Origin of the sequence: Desulfovibrio piger (genome assembly GCF_951793255.1) — a bacterium.
GTDB lineage: Bacteria > Desulfobacterota > Desulfovibrionia > Desulfovibrionales > Desulfovibrionaceae > Desulfovibrio.
In genome coordinates, this window is sequence record NZ_OX636706.1 from 135,268 (window position 1) to 156,266 (window position 20,999).

At 62.1% G+C, this 20,999-nt stretch carries 13 protein-coding genes, 1 tRNA gene, 1 other RNA gene and 1 pseudogene; 8 read left to right on the plus strand and 8 right to left on the minus strand.

Features of this window, described 5'->3' with window-relative positions; translation table 11 throughout:
- From Q4I12_RS00685 to Q4I12_RS00700, 4 genes are all read right to left on the minus strand, one after another.
- Complete coding sequence (locus Q4I12_RS00685) at positions 1–1,032, minus strand: helix-turn-helix domain-containing protein (protein WP_302260029.1); 1,032 nt, start codon at positions 1,030–1,032, stop codon at positions 1–3.
- A 203-nt stretch (positions 1,033–1,235) separates the two neighbouring features.
- An RNA gene (locus Q4I12_RS00690) (hammerhead ribozyme type II) lies at positions 1,236–1,309 on the minus strand.
- Between the two features lie 312 nt (positions 1,310–1,621).
- Positions 1,622–1,698: transfer RNA gene (locus tag Q4I12_RS00695), tRNA-Glu, on the minus strand.
- 145 nt (positions 1,699–1,843) lie between these two features.
- Positions 1,844–2,581, minus strand: coding sequence for a sulfite exporter TauE/SafE family protein (locus Q4I12_RS00700; RefSeq protein WP_168936221.1), 738 nt, complete (start codon positions 2,579–2,581; stop codon positions 1,844–1,846).
- A gap of 502 nt (positions 2,582–3,083) precedes the next feature.
- Here Q4I12_RS00700 and Q4I12_RS00705 point away from each other — a divergent pair.
- Both Q4I12_RS00705 and uvrC read left to right on the plus strand, forming a co-directional pair.
- Positions 3,084–4,205, plus strand: coding sequence for a radical SAM protein (locus Q4I12_RS00705; protein WP_302260032.1), 1,122 nt, complete (start codon positions 3,084–3,086; stop codon positions 4,203–4,205).
- Positions 4,206–4,301: 96 nt separating this feature from the next.
- A complete protein-coding gene (gene uvrC / locus Q4I12_RS00710) occupies positions 4,302–6,167 on the plus strand; it encodes an excinuclease ABC subunit UvrC (protein WP_297160232.1) in 1,866 nt (621 codons plus the stop codon).
- A 321-nt stretch (positions 6,168–6,488) separates the two neighbouring features.
- Here uvrC and Q4I12_RS00715 read toward each other — a convergent pair whose 3' ends face one another.
- The 3 genes and pseudogenes from Q4I12_RS00715 to Q4I12_RS13915 form a co-directional block, all read right to left on the minus strand.
- Positions 6,489–7,205, minus strand: a complete 717-nt coding sequence (locus tag Q4I12_RS00715) for a hydrolase (protein ID WP_204625092.1) — start codon at positions 7,203–7,205, stop codon at positions 6,489–6,491.
- A 4-nt stretch (positions 7,206–7,209) separates the two neighbouring features.
- Positions 7,210–8,358, minus strand: coding sequence for an aldehyde ferredoxin oxidoreductase C-terminal domain-containing protein (locus tag Q4I12_RS00720; RefSeq protein ID WP_367891476.1), 1,149 nt, complete (start codon positions 8,356–8,358; stop codon positions 7,210–7,212).
- Between the two features lie 27 nt (positions 8,359–8,385).
- Positions 8,386–9,263: pseudogene (locus Q4I12_RS13915) on the minus strand (aldehyde ferredoxin oxidoreductase N-terminal domain-containing protein); the annotation flags it as partial.
- Here Q4I12_RS13915 and hisC point away from each other — a divergent pair.
- Positions 9,262–10,395: a histidinol-phosphate transaminase gene (hisC, locus tag Q4I12_RS00725; RefSeq protein WP_302260037.1), complete on the plus strand. Its 1,134-nt coding sequence runs from the start codon at positions 9,262–9,264 to the stop codon at positions 10,393–10,395. The pseudogene Q4I12_RS13915 and the gene hisC overlap by 2 nt on opposite strands.
- A 418-nt stretch (positions 10,396–10,813) precedes the next feature.
- Entirely contained in the window at positions 10,814–12,319 is a 1,506-nt protein-coding gene (locus Q4I12_RS00730; RefSeq protein ID WP_302260038.1) for an outer membrane homotrimeric porin, read from the plus strand.
- A gap of 134 nt (positions 12,320–12,453) precedes the next feature.
- Here the strand turns inward: Q4I12_RS00730 and Q4I12_RS00735 are convergent, their stop codons facing one another.
- A complete protein-coding gene (locus Q4I12_RS00735) occupies positions 12,454–14,487 on the minus strand; it encodes a sigma-54-dependent Fis family transcriptional regulator (protein WP_302260039.1) in 2,034 nt (677 codons plus the stop codon).
- A gap of 270 nt (positions 14,488–14,757) precedes the next feature.
- Between Q4I12_RS00735 and hpsG the strand changes: the two genes are divergently transcribed.
- From hpsG to Q4I12_RS00755, 4 genes are all read left to right on the plus strand, one after another.
- Positions 14,758–17,259, plus strand: a complete 2,502-nt coding sequence (gene hpsG, locus Q4I12_RS00740; protein ID WP_302260040.1) for a (2S)-3-sulfopropanediol dehydratase — start codon at positions 14,758–14,760, stop codon at positions 17,257–17,259.
- A 62-nt stretch (positions 17,260–17,321) separates the two neighbouring features.
- On the plus strand, positions 17,322–18,152 hold the full coding sequence (locus Q4I12_RS00745) for an amidohydrolase family protein (protein WP_204625086.1): 831 nt from the start codon (positions 17,322–17,324) through the stop codon (positions 18,150–18,152).
- 115 nt (positions 18,153–18,267) lie between these two features.
- Positions 18,268–19,671, plus strand: coding sequence for an MFS transporter (locus tag Q4I12_RS00750; protein ID WP_302260042.1), 1,404 nt, complete (start codon positions 18,268–18,270; stop codon positions 19,669–19,671).
- Between the two features lie 17 nt (positions 19,672–19,688).
- On the plus strand, positions 19,689–20,618 hold the full coding sequence (locus Q4I12_RS00755; RefSeq protein WP_302260044.1) for a glycyl-radical enzyme activating protein: 930 nt from the start codon (positions 19,689–19,691) through the stop codon (positions 20,616–20,618).
- Positions 20,619–20,999: the final 381 nt, after the last annotated feature.

The window sequence follows — 20,999 nt, forward strand, 5'->3', positions numbered from 1 at the left end:
TCAAAATGAAAATCCGTACCGCACAGAATGCAGGAACTCCAAGACTCCAGTATTGACCGCCGGTACATCCGCAGCCGAAGGGGCTTTTCCCTTCCGCCAGAGCAGAGTCCATAGACCCCAAGCGGGACCGCGTTTTTGTTGACCATCGTCGAAACGAGACAGAAACGACTCAAATACGGGCCGCATTGCCTCCAGTTCAGGCTCGGTACGTTGCCAGCGTTTTTCCAACGCATCCGTCTGCTGCTTGATACGTCTGTCCCGCTCTGAATCCGGTGCAGCAGGTAGAGACGCTTGCCCCCCGGACTGAAGGTCATCCAGCCAACGCTGGCCGCGCAGCCAATTCACCAGTAGCGGGATAAACCGCCCATGTTCGCGCTGCCAGCTCAGGCTTTTTCGGAAACGGATCAGCGATTGAAACAGGACATCAAGGCCGGGCAATGAGCCACGCCGCCAAAGACGATGCCAGACGGCACGCGCAAGCTCCTTGGCTTCTTTGCGTGGATAGCGCTGACAGAACTGCTCGAATGAAGAATCGGCAAGAGAAAAATCCCCCCCATCGCCCCGGCAGGGGCGTGGACGTGGAAAGGTTAGAGCCAAGGAGGAGGAACCAGCCGCCTGCGTGGGGGGAGTGGGGGGTAATATGGAGTCTTTCTTAAAGTTCTTTCTGTAGGCAAACTTTGTCTGGCAAGAGGTAAAGTTTGCCTCTTGGGCCTTGCCGATGAAGGCAGCACCAGAAGCCTGAAGCATAGAAGGCTTGAGCATATAATATGTGGAAGTCCGGGCCGCATTCCGGCGGATCGCAATGAGCTTGTGCGTGACAAGTTCCCGCAGCCAGTTTTTGACGCTGGAGACGCTGCAATGCAGGAGTTCGGCAAGCCGCGCGTGAGACGGCCAGCAATGGTCTTTGTCAGCAGCAATGTCACACAGGATTGCGTAGATGGTTTTTGCGCCCGGAGACATATCCATAGTCAAAACAAAACGAGGTAAAATCGGGCCGCGAATGCAGCCGCGTGGTGCAAACGTATTTTCCATGTCCGATCACTCCAGACAGGCCTTGGAAAAAGCGTAAAACAGAGCTGCGGAGCTTGACGCCGCTAAGCCTTTCGGCTAGAGTTAATCCAACAAATTTGCGGATCACTCCCGCAGATAGCTCCTGTGTTCCAGCACAGGAGCTTTTTTCTTTTGGCCTACAGTTTTCTCAGGTTCGCTCCAGCGATTGAGTTGTTTGTTGTTTGAGCGGGCTGGCTCGTCAGACCGTGGGCACCTATCCCCCGGTGACGCTGGTCGTAAAAACGCCAGCGTTTCGCCTTTCTTTTTCTGATCCCCAGGAACCGTCTCCGGGGGAGTTTTCATTGCCGCCATTTCCGGCGGGAAATTTATGTAAGCGTTTACAAGCAGGGCTTGCTCGACCACGGGCGGGCATTCCCTCTCCGTGGACTTTCGGGTAAGACAATCCCTGTTCGTGCTCGTGCAAAGTGGGGGGTGCGGAAAAGACAAAAAGCCCCTTCCAGGCTGGATCACCAGCGCTGAAAAGGGCTTTTGAAAAGGAAGAAGGGCTGAAAAAAGAAAAAAAGCGTAGAAACATGCTCAGAAAAGCACGTTGCTACGCTTGATTTCTTGTTGGCGTCCCCAAGGGGATTTGAACCCCTGTCGACGGCGTGAAAGGCCGTTGTCCTGGGCCGGCTAGACGATGGGGACGCATCGAACTCGTTCTATGTATGGGAAATGCTGCCGGAGGTCAAGCAAAAATTTTGGAATCTGCAAAATTTTTTTTGAAGGGGCCGGAAAACATCCGTCGCAGCCTGCCCGATCCCCCGGCCTGTCCTTCCCCGCTGTCCGCCACCTACCAGATGGAGCGCACCAGGCAGACCACGCCGCAGATGGCGATGATGGCCAGCAGGACACGGCGGAACAAAAGCACGTTGATGCGCTTGACCACAGGGAAGGCCGCCAGGCTGCCCAGCATCACGCCGGGCGTCCCGTACATGGCCATGCCCAGCACCTCGGGCGTGAAAAAGCCGTGCCACCACTGCAGCACCAGAGTGATGATGCCGCGCAGCATGAAGAAGACGCTCACCGTGCCCAGAAAGACACGCGGCTCCCAGCCCACGGCCAGGCCAAAGGCGGCCATGGGCGGCCCGTCCAGGGCGATGCCCGTGCCCAGCAGACCGGCGCCGAAGCCGCAGGCCACGCCCACCGGCTGCAAGCGGGCCCCGCCGCCGCGCCCCCCATGCACATAGAGCTGCCAGTACACGAAGAACAGCAGCAGGATGCCCACGATGCCCTGCAGGACGGCGCCGGAACAGATCTGCAGCAGATAGACGCCCGCAAAGGAGCCGGGCACCGCGCCCAGCAGCAGCCAGGGCATGGCATCGAAGCGGCAGAAGCGCACATGCATGGCGATCATGCAGGCATCCTTGAAAAAGCAGACCAGGCAGCTCAGAGGGATGAGCGCGTGCATGGGGATGGCCAGCGCCAGGAAGGGAAAGGCGAACATGGTGCCGCCGATGCCGCTGACACCGGAGACGAAACCACCGGCGAACCAGCAGACAAAAACAAAGATATCAAGTGCATCGGGCATGGCATCCTCCTTTCTCGCCCCGGCATGGGGCCGTGCCCCCGCCGCCGTCATGGCTCTTACAGGGCTTTGCCTCCGGCGGCAAGACAAGAATGGCTTTCTCCTGCCATCCCGGAGGGATGATGTCCATTCCGCCCTCCCCGCCCTGCTCCATGGCAAAGCCCCAATAGCTGACGGGACGCCACGCCCGCCGCCCCGCAGACCTCCCCGACGCGGGCGAAGGAGACGGGCTGTCCCCTGCCGGAAAGAAGGGACAGCCGTTGTCCCCAAAGGGGGCGCGCGTGCTGCGGTGCCCGGCGAGTTCCCGCAGTCCGCCTGTGGCCACGGCTGCGGAGACCCGTCCCATGGCATTTGCCCTCTCCCTGCCCGCCGCATGTGCCAAAAGGAACAACATCCGCGTCCCGGAGCGTGCCGCATCGACCTTTTGCCCGGACTGTGCTATGTCGGAAGGACCGTCGCCCAACCGGCGCCCGCCTTCCCGGCCCGCGCACAGCAGGAGAAGTCCATGCCGTCCGATGACTGTCTGAAAAAGCTCTACATAGAACCCACAGCGCGCTGCAATCTGCGCTGCAAGATGTGTTTCCGCAACAGCTGGAAGAACGAGATCATCGGCGACATGCGGCCGGAGACCTTCCGCAAGGCCATGACGACCATGCCCGACAGCGTGGAGACCGTCTTTTTCGGCGGCATGGGCGAGCCCCTGGCCCACCCGGACATCGTGGAGATGGTGCGCACGGCCTCCTCGCTGGGCAAACGCGTGGAGCTGCTGAGCAACGGGACCCTGCTGGATGCCCGGCGCACGGCCGAGCTGCTGGATGCCGGTCTGGACATGCTCTGGCTGTCCATCGACGCACTGGACGACGGCCGCTATGCGCAGATCCGCCGCAACAGCCAGCTGGCGCTGGTCAAGGAACATATCGTGGAGTTCAACCGCCAGCGCGCCCGTCTGGACAGGACCGTGCGTCTGGGCGTGGCCTTCGTGGTCATGAAGAGCAATGCCCACGAGCTGGCCCTGCTGCCCTATTTCTCCACCTACTACAAGGTGAACGAGGTCAACATCTCCAACGTCATCCCCACGGACGAGCATACGGCCTCGGAAGTGCTCTACAACAACGTGGTGGACTGGGGCCTGGGCGATCCCGCGCCCATGGAAAGTTCGCCGCGCATCCACCTGCCGCTCATGGACTGGCAGGACCCGGCGGCCCAGGAAGGCCTGCGCAGCCTGCTCTCCACCTCCATGTGCAGCGTCTACCTTTCCGGCCAGCGCGTCAGCCGGGCGGCCCGGCACTGCCGCTTCATCGACGAGGGCATGGCCTTCGTCAAGTTCGACGGCCATGTCAGCCCCTGCATGTCCCTGCTGCGCAATGCCACCCTTTACTGGCGCCAGAAGCAGCGCGAGACCCGCAGCCACTTTTTCGGCGATCTGGCGGAACAGGGCCTGGACGAGATCTGGAACGCCCCGGACTATGCCGACTTTCGCCGCCGGGTGCGCAATTTCGAGTTCTCGCCCTGCTACCGGTGCAGCCTGTGCGAGAACTGGGAACAGGGCCTTACCGACTGTTACGGCAACGATGCCCCCACCTGTGGCGGCTGCCTCTGGTCCGAGGGCGTCATCAGCTGCCCGTAGGCCGGCATCCTGTGACGGGAGCGGGAAGGGGGCTTCCTGCTCCCCAGCCCCGGCCCGCGGCTTGCCCTGCTCCGCGCCCGCCTGTAGCATGGGGCCATGCAGAAACCCGATCCTTCTTCCATCCCCCTCTCGCCCGGTGTCTACCTGTACCGGGACGGCAAAGGCCAGGTCATCTATGTGGGCAAGGCGCGCATCCTGCGCCGCCGCGTGCTCTCCTATTTTCGCCCCGAAGGCCTGCCCGCCAAGACCAAAGCCATGCTGGCCCACGCGCAGAGCATCGAATTCCTGACCACCACCACGGAAAAGGAAGCCCTGCTGCTGGAAGCCAGCCTCATCAAGAAATACCGGCCGCATTACAATATCGTGCTGCGCGACGACAAGCAGTACGTGCTCTTCCGCGTGAACATCAAGCACCCCTTCCCCCGGCTGGAGGTGGTGCGCAAGGCCCGGCGCGACGGGGCCCGCTATTTCGGGCCCTTCACGTCCTCGCTGGCCGCCCGCGAGACCTGGAAGCTGCTGCACCGGGCCTTTCCCCTGCGCCGCTGCTCCGACCGGGCCATGAAGAACCGCGTGCGCCCCTGCCTTTACCATCATATGGGCCAGTGCCCGGCCCCCTGCATGGGCCTGGTCACGGCCGAGGACTATTTCGAAGGCGTGCGCCGCGTCTGTGACCTTTTGCAGGGCAAGGCCGACCCCCTGCTCAAGGAATTGCACAGCCGCATGGAAGCCGCTGCGGAAGCCCTGGAATTCGAACAGGCCGCCGTGCTGCGCGACCAGATCCGCGCCGTGGAAAAGACCGTGGAACGGCAGGCCACGGTCCTGCCCGGCGGCGGCGACATGGACGTGCTGGGACTGTTCCAGGCGGAGCGGGGCCTGGCCCTGGGGCTGGTCTTCGTACGCGGCGGCGCCATGACCGACGGCCGGGCCTTCTACTGGCCGGGCCTGACCTTCGACGACGCGCCGGAGCTGCTCTTTTCCTTCGTGGGCCAGTATTACGAACAGCTCACCCCGCCGCCGCGCATCCTGCTGCCCTGGCTGCCCGCAGCCGTGCAGGAGGCTGACGGGGAAGACGGCGGCACGGACGGGGCCCCCGACGAGCGCAGCCTGCTGGAACAGGCCCTTTCCGAACGGCGCGGCGGCCCGGTGCGGCTGGTGGCGCCGCAGAACCCGGCCGACAACCGTCTGGTGGACGTGGCCCAGTCCAATGCCCGCGAAGAGGCCCGGCGGCGCGAAAAGCTGGAGGAAACGCCCCTGCCGGAACGGCTGGCGCGGGCCCTGCACCTGCCGGGCGCGCCCCGGCGCATCGAATGCGTGGACGTGTCCCATACCGGCGGCCGCCAGACCCGCGTGGGCATGGTTGTCTATGAGGACGGCCGCCCCAGCCCCGACCAGTACCGGGCCTATGCCATGCCCGACGGCGGCGACGATTACGGCACGCTCTATGCCTGGGTGGCCCGGCGTCTGGAAAGCGGCCCGCCCTGGCCCGACCTGATGCTCATCGACGGGGGCCGCAGCCAGCTGGCCGTGGTGGAACGCGCCCTGGCCGATGCGGGCAAGGCCGATTTCTTCCCGCTGGCGGCCATCGCCAAGGCCCGGGACGAGGCTGGCCATGCCGACCGGCGCGCGGGCAATGTGGCCGACCGCATCTTCCTGCCCGGCCGCAGCAATCCCCTGCCCCTGCGCGAAGGCTGCGCGGAGCTGCTCTTTTTGCAGAACGTGCGTGACGCCACGCACCGTTTCGCCATCGGCCGTCACCGCAAGGCGCGCGGTCAGGCCGCCCTTTCCGGCGAGCTCATGCGCCTGCCCGGCATCGGCCCGGCCACGGCACGCCTGCTCTGGGAGACCTTCGGCAGTCTGGAGGCCATGCGGGCCGCCAGTGTGGACGATCTGCGCCGCCTGCCCGGCATCGGGGCTTCCAGGGCCGCCCTGCTGCACGAAAAGCTGAAAGGGCTGGAGGGCTGAGGAAACGGGAGCACGTCTCCCCTGCCCTTCCCCCGTCTTCCCGCTCTGCCGCGGCTTGCAGGATGGCGGGAAGGAAAAGGGGCTCTTCACGCCTTCGCCGCTCCCCCCGGGGAACAGGGGGACAGGCCGTCCCGCACGAGAGCGCCATGGCGGCAAAGAACGATAGAAAGCCCGCCGGAGAAGACTCCGGCGGGCTTTTTTGTACGTCCGGCAGGCCTTTCCCCTGTCCCCATGCAAGGATGGGGATACCGGACGCACGGGGGCGCTCTCCTGCCACAAGGAGGGATCGCCCCGGTCCGTCCTTCGGGGAACCGGCGTGCGCTATGCGGCCTCCGTCTGCTTTGAGGACAACAGGGCCAGCAGCAGCCCCAGGATCGCTCCCAGGACAGCCGCGAACAGGACACGGAAGGACGGGGGCAACAGGAACGTCACGGTATGGACCGGGATCCAGAACCAGAGCAGGGAGCGGCACAGCACGTTTTTCCAGAAGCTGTTCCAGTCCACGGACTGCAGGAGCCTGCCGGTCTGCGGAGCATTCCAGAGGCAGGCCAGACGCCCCTGATACTGGGCGATGTGCAGGTCAGCCACCTTGTGCGCGATCATCATGATGGGAGCGAACATGGTGTTCATCGTCAGGCTGACGGAAAACGCCGTCAGGATCTTCGTCGTGCCCAGCGGGCCGGAAAGGGCCTGTTCCGCCGCTTCCATGCCGAGCAGGTGCAGGATGACCGGCGCTCCCGCAGAAAAGATCATGAAGGCTGCCGAGATGGCGACCCCCAGGCAGCCCCACACCACGGCGCGGGGGATGAGGCCGAAGCCGGCCGTCATATAGACCCCTTTGGTCAACCGCAGTGCCAGGCATTCGCCCAGGGTCGCCAGCAAGGCGAACTTGCAAAAGCCCATGAAGAAAGGATGCCCCGCCGTCATGGAGGTGTAGGCCTCCATGACGCTCTCGGAACACAAAAGGACCAGGGCGCAGAACGCGATGCCCCCCATGCAGACGAGGTCTGCCGTACGACTGCCGAATCTTGCCTGCATACGACTACCCCCGCTGTCCCGCGCTGAAATCGAGCGTCGATGCCAGCTGTTCCCGCGGGATGTCGAACACGCTGTCATGCGGCGGCAGGGCTTCTTCCCGCATGAAGGCCGGGACATCGTCCTCGGAGGCGTCTATATGCGCGCCGGCATTGAAGCGCTTTTCGTTCTCCAGCGTCTGCCGTCCCAGCGCCAGCACGTCGTCCGGCGTCCAGCTGCCGCCGTAGACCCCGGCCAGCATCTCGCCCACAAGGCCGAAGACAGCCGCATCCTCCGAGGGCATGGCCGAAAAGATGCACATCCCGAGGCTGTCGAAGACGGCCATCAGCGTCTGGGCGGCCCGCGAAGCCTCCACTTGTCCGGCAGTCCCCAGGGGATCCAGCCCCGGCATGCCGATGGTATTGCCCGCGGTATGGTCACCGCCCATGGGCGACGTGGCGCACGTGACGCCCGTGCCCTTCAGCGCCCGCGGATCATAGCCCGCCAGCGCCTGACGCTTGACGACAGGGATGCGCCGCACCCCGTATCGCTTGCCGAAGCGTTCCGTCCCCTCGGCCAGCTCCCGGCCCAGCACCGTCCCGTCCCGCATCTGGCGGATCATGTCGAGGATGCCGGCCGAGTCACCGTAGGGAAGGAGCCCGGCTTCCATGGCCATGGCGATGGTGGCCCCGGTCTCCATGGTATCGAGCCCGGTATCGTCGCACAGCCGGTCCACCGCCGCGACCGTATCCAGGTCCGCCACATCAAGGTTGGAGCCGTTGAGCGCGATGGTCTCGTATTCCATCCCCGAAGTCAGGTACTCACCATCAGGGCCATGATAAACATTGGAGCAGGCGATGGGGCACCCCACCTGGCAGGCATGGGTCATCTGGCCGCCGCGGGCCTGCTGCAGGGCCTGCATGCGCTCCCCGGACAGGCCGTCCGCGCCTTCGAACCTGCCGGTCCGGTAATTGCGTGTGGGCATGGCCCCCATCTCGTTGATGACCGTCACCAGGGATGCCGTGCCGAAACGGGGCAGGACGGACCCCGTCATGGGGTGCTCGCGCAAAGCTTTCATATAGGCCTTGCTGGCTGCGCGGAAGCGGGCGGCGTCTTTCATGGCGGGACGCTGGTTCCCCTCCAGGAAAACGACGGCCTTGAGCCCCCGGCGGCCCATGACGGCCCCCAGACCGCCCCGGGCCGCAGCCCGTGAAGGATGCCCCTCCCTGTCCGTGACCTGCACCGAGGAGTTGAGGTACCGCCGCTCTCCGGCAGGACCGATACAGACGATGGAGATGCCCTCCCCGTAGCGGCTGCGCAACAGCTCGCAGGTCCTGTATGTCCCCTGCATGGCCAGCCCGTCGGCATCATCCAGGCGGACATGATCCTGGCCGACGACCAGGACCCGCATACCGTCGGCACTGCCGGAGACCACAAGGGCACGCAGCCCCAGCTTGGCCATGGCAAGACCGGCGATCCCCCGGCGTTCGCCTCCTTGATGGTGCCTGTGAGCGGACTTTTGCCGCCAAGGGAAAGGCGCCCGGACGTGGCCGCCAGGGTCCCCGCCATCAGGCCGTTGCAGATCACCAGTTTGTTGTCGTCCCCCAGCGGGTCGCATGCGGGATCGATCTCCTTCAGCAAAAGAGCCGCTATCAGGCCCCTGCCGCCGAGCATGGGATACGTTTCGTCTGCATCCTCATAGCTGCTGTTTCCTGTGCGCATATCGAGTCGCAGTATCTTCATTGCATTGCTCCATCTGCCATATCTGGGTTCCATCCGGGAACAGTCTCTTTGTATTGGCAGATTTTTAATGCAAGCTGCGTGCCACACTCGTGATGCTTTTACCTGCTGCCGGCCGCTCTGTCCTGCCCATGCATCGGACGAAAAGCGGCTGTTGCCGGAAGCCGGCAAAGGCGCTGCAACAGCCGGCAGGATGCATACAGGCCGCACCGCAGCCCCCGGCCGCGACCTTGCACAGGATTTGCATTTCCCCTCGCGGTATCCGGCCGCCATACGGGCGGCGCCCCTGCGCCCACTGCGATACGGCGGCAGGGAAACTTCCATGCCATGAGGAGACGCCATGTACACCTGTGCCGTACGCCCGGAGATAGCCAGCCTGAGCGCCTATGTTCCCGGCATGTCCATTGCCGAGGTCAGGGAGCGCTACGGGCTTTCCCGTGTCATCAAGATGGCCAGCAACGAAAACCCGCTGGGGGTATCGCCGCTGGTACGAAAGGTGCTCGCCACCAGTCTGGAAGAGGCCTTCCGCTATCCGCAGGGCGGCAATCCCGCGCTGCGGGAAGCCCTGGCCCGTGCGCACCATGTCTCCCCGGAGCGCATCGTCGTCGGCAACGGCTCTGACGAGATCATCGACATGCTGATCCGCATGCTGGCCGTACCGGGCAAACATTCCGTGGTCTGCTTCGAGCCCTGCTTCAGCCTGTATCCCATACAGGCCAGGATCTGCGGGGTGGAGACGCGTCGCTGCCCCCTTTCCCCTGACTACAGTTTCGACCTCGATGCCCTGTTTTCCCTGGTGGATGCCAGGACCCGTCTCGTCTTCGTGACGACGCCGGACAATCCCTCCGGCTACTGCCCGCCCCTGACGGCCATGCGCCGTCTGGCAGAACAGCTGGAAAGACATTTTCCCCGCTGCCTGCTGGTGGTGGACGAGGCCTACATGGACTTTGCGGGCGCTTCCTGCGGGGATACCTCCCGCTTTTCCCTGCTGGCTTCGGGAGATTTGCCCGCCAATGTGGCCATCCTCAGGACTTTCTCCAAAAGTTACGGACTGGCCGGGCTGCGTCTGGGATACGGGGTGCTGCCTGCCGAACTGGCCGGGTTCTACTGGAGGGCCCGGCTGCCGTTCTCGGTCAACTCTCTTGCGGAAAAAGCCGGGCTGGCCGTGCTCCGGGACAGCGAATTTCGCAGGGCCACCCTGGAGTGCATACGCTCCGGACGGTGTCGGCTGACAGAAGGATTGCGACTTTTGGGATGTGATGTCTGGCCGAGTGAAGCAAACTTCCTCATGATACGTCTGCCTGAAGGATACGATGCTTCCTCATGTTTTGAGCATCTTTTGCAGTGCGGTATCATCATCAGTCCGCTTTCAAGCTACGGGATGCCTGACAAACTCAGGATAAGTATAGGGACAAAAGAAGATAATGAAGCTTTTTTGGAGGCATTAAGATCTTTTTTGGAAAAATCCTTTTAAAGATATAACCTTTTTTATACCAAGACTCCCTCTTCACAAGCTTGTTCCTGCGCATGCCTGGGACAGGACAAATGTCCTCAAAGAGAACATGTTTGTTCTTTTTGAGGACATTTCTTGTACATGCTCAGGACATATTTTCCACTTAAAAAATTATCTTATTGAAATAATTTATTTTTTTCGATGGTACGCAACTTGCTATTTTATGAACAAGCGAGCCGGGAGTTTTTCTCTTCCATGTATCCGCTGCATGCGGAGGGGCATGGAAGAAGATTTTCTCCGTTACCGTCTCTTTTGCGAATATGTCATGGATGCGTCAGCATTTGTTTGTGTACGCAAAAAACTCTGTTGATGCATCATGATGGGGGAAAATCGCAAAAGAAGTTGTCTATCAAAGATATTGTAATGTTCGGGAGGAAGTATGAAGAAATTTGCAAGAATAGCGCTGACGGCCTGTCTGCTTCTTGGCATAGCTGCGCAGGCCAATGCTGTCGACTTCAAAATAAAAGGCAGATGGATCAGCCTTTTCGACTACGGACAGAACGGGAACATGACGGGGGGCAACGGATCGACAGGCTATGCCAAGGGCTTTGACAACTTCGAAGCCCTGCAGCGCTGGCGCATCCAGCTGGATGCCGTTGCTTCCGATAACCTTTCCGGCACGGTGCACTTCGAGATCGGCAAGCACCGCTGGGGCCAGGCCTCCACAGGCGGTCAGCTGGGATCTGACTCCAACATGGTCCGCCTCAAGCATGCCTATATCGACTGGCGTGTTCCGGAGACCGATCTGAAGTTGCGCATGGGCATCCAGGCCATCAACCTGCCCGGATTTGCCACGGACTCCCAGGTCATGGGTTCCGACGTGGCCGGCATCACGGCCAGCTACACCTTCAATGACAATGTGGGCCTCACCGCCTTCTGGGCCCGTGCCTACAACGACAATTTTCTCGGCAGCGACGACGATGCGCCCAACAACAAGCAGAATTTCATGGATAACGTGGACTTTTTCGGGCTTGTGCTGCCGCTCACCTTTGAAGGTGCCCGCATCACGCCCTGGGTCATGGGCGGCATGATCGGCCCCAATGCCTTCCGCACGCAGGACGGCTACCTGACCAACATCGCCAACTGCTATTTCGTGCCCAACCTGACGGCGCTCAATTACGGTTTCCACAGCAACAAGCTCACCGGCTACGGCACGGCCTTCTGGGCCGGCCTGACCGGCGAGGTCACGGCCTTCGATCCCTTCCGCCTGGCCTGGGACTTCAACTACGGCTCCGTCACCTACGACGACGGCGCCGCCAGCCGCCGCGGCTGGCTGGCCTCGGTACTGCTGGAATACAAGCTGGACTGGGGCATCCCCGGCATCGTCGGCTGGTACGCATCCGGCGATGACGACGACCTGGGGAACGGCTCGGAACGCCTTCCCTACACATCCGTTGACGAAATGGGCAATTCCTTTGCCACCTACGCCTTTTACGGCAGCCGTCCCGGCAGCGACCGAGACTGCCTCATCGGCCGCTCCATGGCGGGCACCTGGGGCGTCGGCCTGCGCATCCGCGACCTGAGCTTCATGGACAAGCTGAAGCACCACCTGCGCGTCAACCTCATCGGCGGCAGCAACGACCCGGGCATCCTCAAGTCCATCCATGAAAAGACGGGCGTCTGGATGTCCCCCAACAACTACGACGGCCAGACCATCATGGGCATGGACACCATGTATCTGACCCGCAATGACACCATCCTGGAATGCGGCATCAAGAACGACTACCAGATCTACGAAAACCTCAAGTTCAGCCTGGACTTCTCCTACATGGCCCTGTGGCTCGACAAGAGCGATGACGTCTGGGGACAGAGCCGCATCAACGGACGCAATGACGACGTCCGCGATGCCTGGAACATCACCGCCGGCTTCACATATACCTTCTAAGCAGGCCCTCCTCCGGTCTGTTCAGGCGGCCAGCCCACTGGCCGCCTTTTTTGTTCCGGGATGCGGCACGCGTCCCGGCCTGCCCACCCTGCCGGGAAGGGAGGCATGCCCGAAGGCAGGCCTCCTTTCCCGGATCATCTGCCCGATCTCAGGGCCGCGATGTCGATACCCATCCGGTGCAGCTTGGCATACAGGGCGCTCCGGGCGATGCCCAGCTCCTGGGCCGTCTTGCGCATATTGCCCCCGTTGGCCTTCAGGACATCCAGCAGGATCTCCACTTCGCGGGATTGCAGGGTCCCTCCCCGGCCCGTGTCCCTGCCGGGAAGGACCGCGGCCGGGACATTGCCGGGAGCGGGCGCGGCCTGCCACCTGTTCCTGCCGCCCAGATCCTCGTCTTCCCGTTCCAGAAGGGAAAGCGGCAGGTCTTCCCGCTCTATGGTATCCCCGCGGGCGATGTTGAGGGAACGCTCCACGATATTCTCCAGTTCCCGCACGTTCCCCGGCCAGGGATAACGGCTGAAGATCTCGGCGACTTCTGCCGAGAACCCCCGGCATGGCTTGTGGATGGCCTGCACGCCGGCCCGGAGGAAAGATTCCGCCAGCAGCATGACGTCCTGCTGCCTTTCCCGCAGGGGCGGGACGTCGATGGTCAGCACGCTCAGGCGGTAGAACAGATCCTCCCGGAACGAGCCGTCGCGCACGCTCTGCTGCAGGCGCTTGTTGGTCGCGGCGATGATGCGGACGTCGATCGGCCGGGAGAACTTGCCGCCGATACGGCTCACTTCCTTGTTCTGGATGACGCGCAACAGGTTGATCTGGGCCTCCAGCGGCATGTCGCCGATCTCGTCCAGGAAGATGGTCCCCCCTTCCGCCAGTTCGAACTTGCCCGGCTTGCCCTGCTTCTGCGCGCCGGTGAACGCCCCGGGGTCATAGCCGAACAGCTCGCTCTGGATGAGGTCTCGGGGCAGGGCGCCGCAATTGACGACCACAAAAGGCGCATTCTTGCGGGCGCTGGCATTGTGGATGGCATGGGCGAACAGTTCCTTGCCGGTGCCGCTCTCCCCGAGGATGAGGGTCGTGATGTTGCTGTGCGAGGCGACCTTGCTGAGTTCGATGGCCTTCTGCAGGCTGGGGGACTCGCCGATGATGCTGGAGAACGTATAGATCGCCTTGGCCCCCACGCTGTGGGCGGCAAGCCGCTGCGCCTTGCTGGCCTCATGGAGGAAGAGGACCATGCCCTTGTCGTTGGGGATGGGCGCTGCGGACAGCATGCATTGCAGCGATCCGCCGTCCGTCAGATTGAAAAAGCACTCCCTGTCCCGGATGTTCTTGCGGGACTGGATCATCATCAGCAGGGACTCGGCGCTCCCCAGCACATCATTGATGTTGCCCAGGGGCGCAGGCGGCGGCGAGATGTGGAGCATGCTCCGGCCGGTGCAGTTGGCGGCCTTGATCCCCCCGTTCTTGTCCAGGACGACGATCCCGGTGTCCACCTGTTCCAGGATGGCCTCCTGGTCGCTCAGCAGGTCATGCAGATGGTGCTGGTCACTGATGTCCTTGGCAGCCATCAGGACCATGCCCGAGGTATGCAGATGATAGAGCTCCAGCGGCAGGGCGATGGTCAGCACCCCCAGCATGCGCCGCTTGCCGCCAAAGATGGGCGCCGAGATGCAGCACAGGTCTTCTTCCTCCCGGATGAGATGCTCTGCTCCGAACAGCTCCACCACACTCTGTTCGCGCAGGCACAAGGCCGTGCTGGTGGTCCCCTCGTATTCTTCCCCCATCAGCATCCCCAGGGAAAGCAGGGCCGCCGCCGCGCGGCTCTTCGTCCCCACATGCTTGTGCAGCAGCACCCCGTCGCCGCTGGTGAGCAGGACGACGGTGGAGGAACTGCCCAGGATGGTGTTCAGGTATTCGATGACGGGGATGGCACAGGCCAGCAGTTCCCTGTTCTGCTGCATGACATGGGTCAGGGCGCTCTGCTCGAGGCATGTCCTTTTTTTGGCCAGTTTCGTCCCCAGGAAAGGAAGACAGCGTTTCCACGACTCCAGGACAAGAGGACGCACCCGTCCTTCCGCCGCAGCCTGATCCCCTGCCAGGAATGCCTGCTTTGCCTTGACGATATCCTTCCAGTACGCCGCATCACGATAATCGATAGTTTTCCCCACAAAGACCTCGCTCAAGGTTGACGACCGGTTTATATGACCTGAAACAGGACACCACAAACACCGGACATTGTCCACAAAGAAAGCACATGTCCTGTATTTGGACATATCAGCATGTCCTCACGGCCTTTCCGCGCCGCCCGCATGTGCTCCTTTCTTCACAAGCAACAAGCAGACCAAAATATAACAGGCTAAAAACTCTCGTTTTTTTATATTTGGCATGTCCTGTGCATTAAGTGGGACAAATTTCACTTCTATGCAAGGAGATGTGTCATGATGAATTGCTGCTGCTGTGAAAGTCAGCAAGAAGCGTGGATCCGCGAAGCTGCCGAAGGCAAGCCCAACCGGTTCCGCAAGGACAACCCCCGCGTCATCGACATGCTGGAGTCCTTTGACTGCACTCCGCCCTATGTCGACATCGAGCGCGCCCGCTATTTCACCGAATCCATGAAGCAGACGGAAGGCCAGCACCTGACCCTGCGCTGGGCCAAGGCCCTGATGAACGTGGCCCAGAAGATGCCCGTCTATATCGAAGATACCCAGCTCATCGTGGGCCGTCTGGGCACCGACAAGGGGCGCTACGGCATCGTCTATCCCGAACTGGACGGCGACTTCTATGAAGGTGTCCTGGCTGACTTCGCCACGCGCGAGAACCCGCCGATCCGCATCGACAAGGAAAACATCCCCGTCCTCCTCGGCGAGATCGGCTCCTACTGGAAGGGCAAGACCTACCATCACGCCCTGTTCCAGAACATGCCGGAATTCTGCCGCCACAATGCCTATTCCGATGCCGAGGGCCTCTCGCCCCGCTACATCGTTTCCGAGTCTTCCTCGCTGCGTTCCAGCCTGCAGTGGGTGCTGGACTTCGACAAAGTGCTGAAGCTGGGCTTTGCGGGCGTGAAGGCCGACGCCATGCGCCGCCTGGAGGCCCTGGACCCCGAGAACCCCGCTGACCAGCTGTACAAGCGCCCCTTCCTGGAAGCCGTGGCCCTGGTCTGCGACGCGGTGGTGGTCTTTGCCCACCGCCATGCTGCCCTGGCCCGTGAAAAGGCCGTGGCGGAAAAAGATCCTGTCCGCAAGCAGGAACTGCTGGAGATCGCCGAACGCTGCGAATGGGTGCCCGAACATCCCGCCCGCACCTTCCATGAAGCCGTGCAGTCCCACTGGTTCGCCCAGGCCTTCTCCCGCCTGGAACAGCGCACGGGCTGCATCATCTCCAACGGCCGCATGGACCAGCAGCTCATCTCCTACTACCGTCAGGACATCAAGGCCGGCATCCTGGACGAGAAGAAGGCCCTGGAGATCCTGGGCTGCATGTGGTGCCAGATGGCCCAGTTCATCGAACTGCCCCTGTCCCCCGGCGTCATGGACACCCAGGCCGGTTTTGCCCACTGGGAGGCCGTGACCATCGGCGGCCAGACCACCGAAGGCCTGGATGCCACCAATGAGCTGACCTACCTGCTGCTCAAGTCCAAGCGCGAGTTCCCCACCCACTATCCCGACCTGGCCGTGCGCGTCCACGCGCGTACGCCGCAGCGCCTCCTGTGGGACGTGGCCGAGACCATCAAGCAGGGGCAGGGCTATCCCAAGCTGCTCAATGACGAGGAGCTGATCCCCCGCATGCTGGCCAAGGGCGCCCCGGCCAGCGAAGTGTTCGACTACGTGGTCAGCGGCTGCAACGAGACCCGCCTGATCAACCGCGAATCCTACATGAGCCCCGGCACGCAGGTGAACCTGGGCGCGGCCCTGGAACTCGTGCTGCGCAACGGCCGCCTGAAGAAGTTCGGCGACGAGCTCTTCACCTTTGAAACGGGCGCCCCCTGCAGCTTCAAGACCTGGGAAGAGTTCTGGGATGCCTACGTGAAGCAGCAGAACAACCTGATCAAGTCCTCCTTCATGCTGCAGGACACCATCCACCACACGCGCGCCAAGTTCTTCGCCAGCCCCCTGGCCTCCGGCCTGCACTCGCTCTGCATGGATTCCTGCGTGGACCTCAACAGCGACGTGGCCCCCGAAGGCGCCCTCGACATCGCCTTCTTCGACGCCATCGGCTTCGGCACCGTGGTGGACTCCCTGTCCGCCATCAAGACCCTGGTCTTCGAACAGAAGCGCCTGAGCATGAAGGAACTGCTGGAAGCCCTGGACTGCAACTTCGAAGGCAAGGAAGACATCCAGGCCCTGCTGCAGGGCGCGCCGAGCTTCGGCAACGGCGACCTCGAAGTGGACACCCTGGGCCGCATGCTGGAAAAGTCCGCCCTGGACTTCACCGCCCGCTATGCCGGCAAGAACGGTGTGCAGCCCCTGGAGATCCGCACCACCTCCGTTACGGCCAACGTGCCCCACGGCAAGTTCGTCGGCGCTACCCCCAACGGCCGCAAAGCCTGGATGCCGCTCTCTGACGGCAGCTCCCCCTCGCATGGCAGCGACCGCAACGGCCCCACCGCCGTGCTGCTCTCCCAGTACCAGAGCACCAACTGGAACGCCGCCAACCGCGCCTGCCGCCTGCTGAACATGAAGATGGCCCCCAAGACCGTGGAAGGCGAAGAAGGGACCAAGAAGCTGGTCGACCTGATCCGGGCCTTCATCAACCTGCGCGTCTGGCACCTGCAGATGAACATCATCAACCGCGAGACCCTCGTGGCCGCCCAGAAGGATCCGCAGAAGTACAAGAACCTCGTGGTCCGCATCGCGGGCTACAGCGCCTACTTCGTCGACCTTTCCCCTGACCTGCAGAATGACCTGATCGACCGTACCGAACAGGAAAACTGCGATTAACCCCACTCCGGGCAGGGATCCAGCCCCCTGCCCGGGCCTCAACCCTTTATCCAGAGAACATCATGAAATTCATCGATTTTCGTTTCCGTCCCTGCGTCAAGGCCGTTGTCGATTCCATCCTGAACAATCCCGTGTTCGGCGGCTTTGTGGCCGAGACCGGCTTTGGCAGCGGCCCCGCCCCGACCCTGGCCGAAGAAGTGGAGCTGTTCAAGAGCCTGGGCGGCGTCAAGTTCGTCATGAACGGCCGTGACTGCGAATCCGTCTCCAAGGCCGCTTCTTCCAACGACGGCGTCCTGGAGACCATGAAGGCCTACCCCAATGAAGTCATCGGCTTCTACGGCATCGATCCCTACAAGGGCATGGACGCCATCTATGCCTTCAAGAAGGCCGTGCTGGAAGACGGTTTTGCCGGCGCCTCCATCGATGGCGACATCTGCCACCTGGACGTGTGCTCGGCCAAGTTCTATCCGCTGTACACCGTCTGCTGCGAGCTCAACGTGCCGGTCATCATGACCACCGGCCCCGCTCCCATGCGCGGCGTCTCCATGGCCCACACCTCCCCCGTGAACGTGGACCGCGTCGCGGCCGATTTCCCGGATCTGCGCATCGTCATGAGCCACGCCGCCTGGAACTACCCCCACGAGGCCCTGGCCACCGTGTTCCGGAACGAGAACGTGTACATGGACATCTCGGACATGACCATGAACATGTGGATGGACCTGTACGTCCCCCACATCAACGACCGCATCGCCGACAAGGTCTTCTTCGGCAGTGCCCATCCCTTCACGCACATCGCTGAAGCGGTCGAGGTCATGCAGGGCTTCGGCCTGACCGAAGAGGCCCGCCGCAAGGTGATGTACGAAAACGCCGCTGCCTTCCTGAACATCGCCTAACCATGACCGGTCCCCGGGGGAAGGCGGCTTCCCCCGGGATTTTTTTTGGATCGCATCCCGTTCCCGTCTCCAGGAGGGCCTGCCTTCTCAAGCATATCATCCCAAAGGACAACCTATGACGCCAACCTATGACAACATGTCCCGTGAAGAACGCAGAACGCTGCATGGCGTCGTCATCTCCGTCATCGCGGGGCAGCTCCTAGCTCCGTTCATGCACTCCGGCGTTGCCGTGATGCTGCCTTCCATAGGGCGGGAACTGCATGCCAGCGGCGCCCAGCTCGGTCTTGTGGGGACCGTTTACTGCCTGGCTCTGGCCATTTTTCATCTCGTCATGGGCAGGGCCGGCGACAAGTGGGGCCGCAAGCGCGTCTGCCTGTGCGGCATGCTGCTGCTCACGTCCGCCGTCACGGCCACTGTTTTTTGCCCCGGCATCGAGACCGTCATCGGCCTGCGCTTTCTGCAGGGCATGGGGACGGCCACGGTCAATACCTGCGCGCTGACCATGATGGTCGCCTGTTCCCCGCCCAACCTGCGGGGGCGCATCTTCGGCCTCACCATGACCAGCGTTTATCTGGGCCTGGCTGTGGGCCCCGTGGTGGGCGGCTATATGGACACGACCTTTGGCTGGAGGAGCCTTTTCGGCGTCCTTGGGGGCGTCGGGGCGTTCTCCTGCATCGTCATGAGCGTCTTTGTCCGCCGCGAATGGAAGGAAAAGCCCGAGGCGCCCTATGACTGGGCGGGCCTCTGCCTTTTTGCCGGCGGCATGACGGCCTTCGTCATGGGGACCGTGGGACCCGTGCCTCCCGCCGTCGCCCCCTTCTGTGCGGGAGCCGGGCTGCTCGGCATCGTGCTGTTCGGCATGCACCAGACGCGGCTCACCTCGACGGAGCCCCTTCTCGACGTCAAACACCTGCTCCACAACAGGGTGTTCGTCCTGAGCAACATCGCCTCCCTGGCCATGTTCAGTTCCCTTTTCGCCATCACCTTCTTTTTCAGCCTGTATCTGCAATACGTCAAAGGCTACAGCGCCCGGGATGCGGGCTTCGTGCTGTTTGCCGAACCGCTGGCCCAGCTGGCGTTCACGGCCATCGCCGGTGTCATGGCCGACAAGCACGGCGCCGAGCGCATCGCCCTGATCGGCGCCGGGGTCGGTGCCGTCAGCCTGGGGCTGGGCACTTTTCTGGATGCCGGATCGGCCCTGTGGCAGCTGTACCTGATCCTCTGCCTCAACGGGCTGAGCATCGCCCTGTTCAGCGCCCCGAACACGGTCGTCATCATGGGATCGGTGGCGCCGCAGCACATGAGCCAGGCATCCGGGCTCGTCGGGACCGTCAGGACCATGGGCATGCTGTGCAGCATGATGATCGCCACGGGCCTCGTCCGCTGGCATATCGGCGACGCCCCCATCAGCAGCGGCAATATCCCCGACCTCCTCGCGGCCATGCATCAGGCTTTCTTCATGTTTGCCGCCATGTGCACGATCAGCATCCTTTGCTCTGTCGGACGAATGAAACGCTAACCGCAACTGGAGAACCAATGATGTTTTCTGAAGATACCCAAGTGACCGGCATCGTTTTCAACATCCAGCACTATTCCGTGCATGACGGCCCCGGCATCCGTTCCAATATCTTCCTGAAAGGCTGTCCCCTGGCCTGCCGCTGGTGCAGCAACCCCGAATCCCGGTCCCCCAGGCCGGAGCTGGCCTTCAAGGAGGGGCGCTGCCTCGGTCTGGGCAAATGCACCCGCTGCCTTGGGGCCTGCCCGCACCAGGCCATCCGCCCCAGCAGTGACAGGAAGCCCGTCATCGACCGGACGCTGTGCCGCGACTGTGCGTTCCAGTGTGCCGCGGCCTGTCCGCCGCATGCCGCCATCGTGTATGGTGAGCACCGCACCGTGGATTCCGTGCTCCAGGAAGTGGAAAAGCAGGAGATCTTCTTCAGCACCTCCGGCGGCGGCATCACCCTTTCTGGCGGCGAGCCCCTGTTCCAGGAAAAATTCGCTCTGGCCCTCCTGAGGGAAGCACGCCGCCGTCGTCTGGCCACAGCCGTGGAGACCACGGGCTTCATGCCGTGGGAGCGCCTGGAACAGGCCGTGGAGCTGCTGGATACGGTCATTTTCGACATCAAGCACATCGATCCCTCGGAACACCGGAAAGGCACCGGAGTGGACAACGGCCTCATCCTGGAGAATTTCCAGCGTCTGGTCACGCGCTTCCCCCACAAGGACATCCTGGTGCGGACGCCGGTCATCCCCGGGTTCAATGACACGCAGGAGGTGCTGACCGCCATAGCGGAACTGGTGCGTCCCTTCCCCCAGGTCCGCTATGAGCCCCTTCCGTACCATCGCCTCGGGACACAAAAGTACACCTTCATCGGCAAGACCTGTCCCATGGGGGATGTTCGTCTGGATAATGAATTTTCAAACAGGCCCTGCATAAGCTGCATGACATCCTTGGTGAGCGCCTGATACAGCCAAAAGGAAAGTCTATATAAGTAGCATTCCTTATCGTATGCCGTACCGGCGCCTTTCTTCGAAAGGTAAAGAAAAGAGGTATTGATTTTTCAATACCTCTTTTTTCTTCTCCTGATGCAAATAAATCGCTTTAATAGGTTATGCAGATCCTGCTAGGCTCTTTGGGGACCCTGCAGACCGGCATCCACAAAAGCAACATGTCCTCGACATGTACACATCATGTACATCTCATGTATTCAAAAAGGACACTTGTATAATACTATTTAATAATATTTTGAAATAATTTATAAATATTTTTGGCACAATCTTTGCTGCTTCTCTTGCCAATGGCGCACTCCGCTCTCCCCCAGCGGTCATACGCACGACGTTCTTTCG

What these genes read in the sequence shown, in the direction of transcription:
- Q4I12_RS00685 (WP_302260029.1), bottom strand. Translation starts at nt 1,032, where the DNA reads ATGGAAAATACGTTTGCACCACGCGGCTGCATTCGCGGCCCGATTTTA.
- Q4I12_RS00700 (WP_168936221.1), bottom strand. Translation starts at nt 2,581, where the DNA reads ATGCCCGATGCACTTGATATCTTTGTTTTTGTCTGCTGGTTCGCCGGT.
- Q4I12_RS00705 (WP_302260032.1), top strand. Translation starts at nt 3,084, where the DNA reads ATGCCGTCCGATGACTGTCTGAAAAAGCTCTACATAGAACCCACAGCG.
- uvrC (WP_297160232.1), top strand. Translation starts at nt 4,302, where the DNA reads ATGCAGAAACCCGATCCTTCTTCCATCCCCCTCTCGCCCGGTGTCTAC.
- Q4I12_RS00715 (WP_204625092.1), bottom strand. Translation starts at nt 7,205, where the DNA reads ATGCAGGCAAGATTCGGCAGTCGTACGGCAGACCTCGTCTGCATGGGG.
- Q4I12_RS00720 (WP_367891476.1), bottom strand. Translation starts at nt 8,358, where the DNA reads ATGGGCCGCCGGGGGCTCAAGGCCGTCGTTTTCCTGGAGGGGAACCAG.
- hisC (WP_302260037.1), top strand. Translation starts at nt 9,262, where the DNA reads ATGTACACCTGTGCCGTACGCCCGGAGATAGCCAGCCTGAGCGCCTAT.
- Q4I12_RS00730 (WP_302260038.1), top strand. Translation starts at nt 10,814, where the DNA reads ATGAAGAAATTTGCAAGAATAGCGCTGACGGCCTGTCTGCTTCTTGGC.
- hpsG (WP_302260040.1), top strand. Translation starts at nt 14,758, where the DNA reads ATGATGAATTGCTGCTGCTGTGAAAGTCAGCAAGAAGCGTGGATCCGC.
- Q4I12_RS00745 (WP_204625086.1), top strand. Translation starts at nt 17,322, where the DNA reads ATGAAATTCATCGATTTTCGTTTCCGTCCCTGCGTCAAGGCCGTTGTC.
- Q4I12_RS00750 (WP_302260042.1), top strand. Translation starts at nt 18,268, where the DNA reads ATGACGCCAACCTATGACAACATGTCCCGTGAAGAACGCAGAACGCTG.
- Q4I12_RS00755 (WP_302260044.1), top strand. Translation starts at nt 19,689, where the DNA reads ATGATGTTTTCTGAAGATACCCAAGTGACCGGCATCGTTTTCAACATC.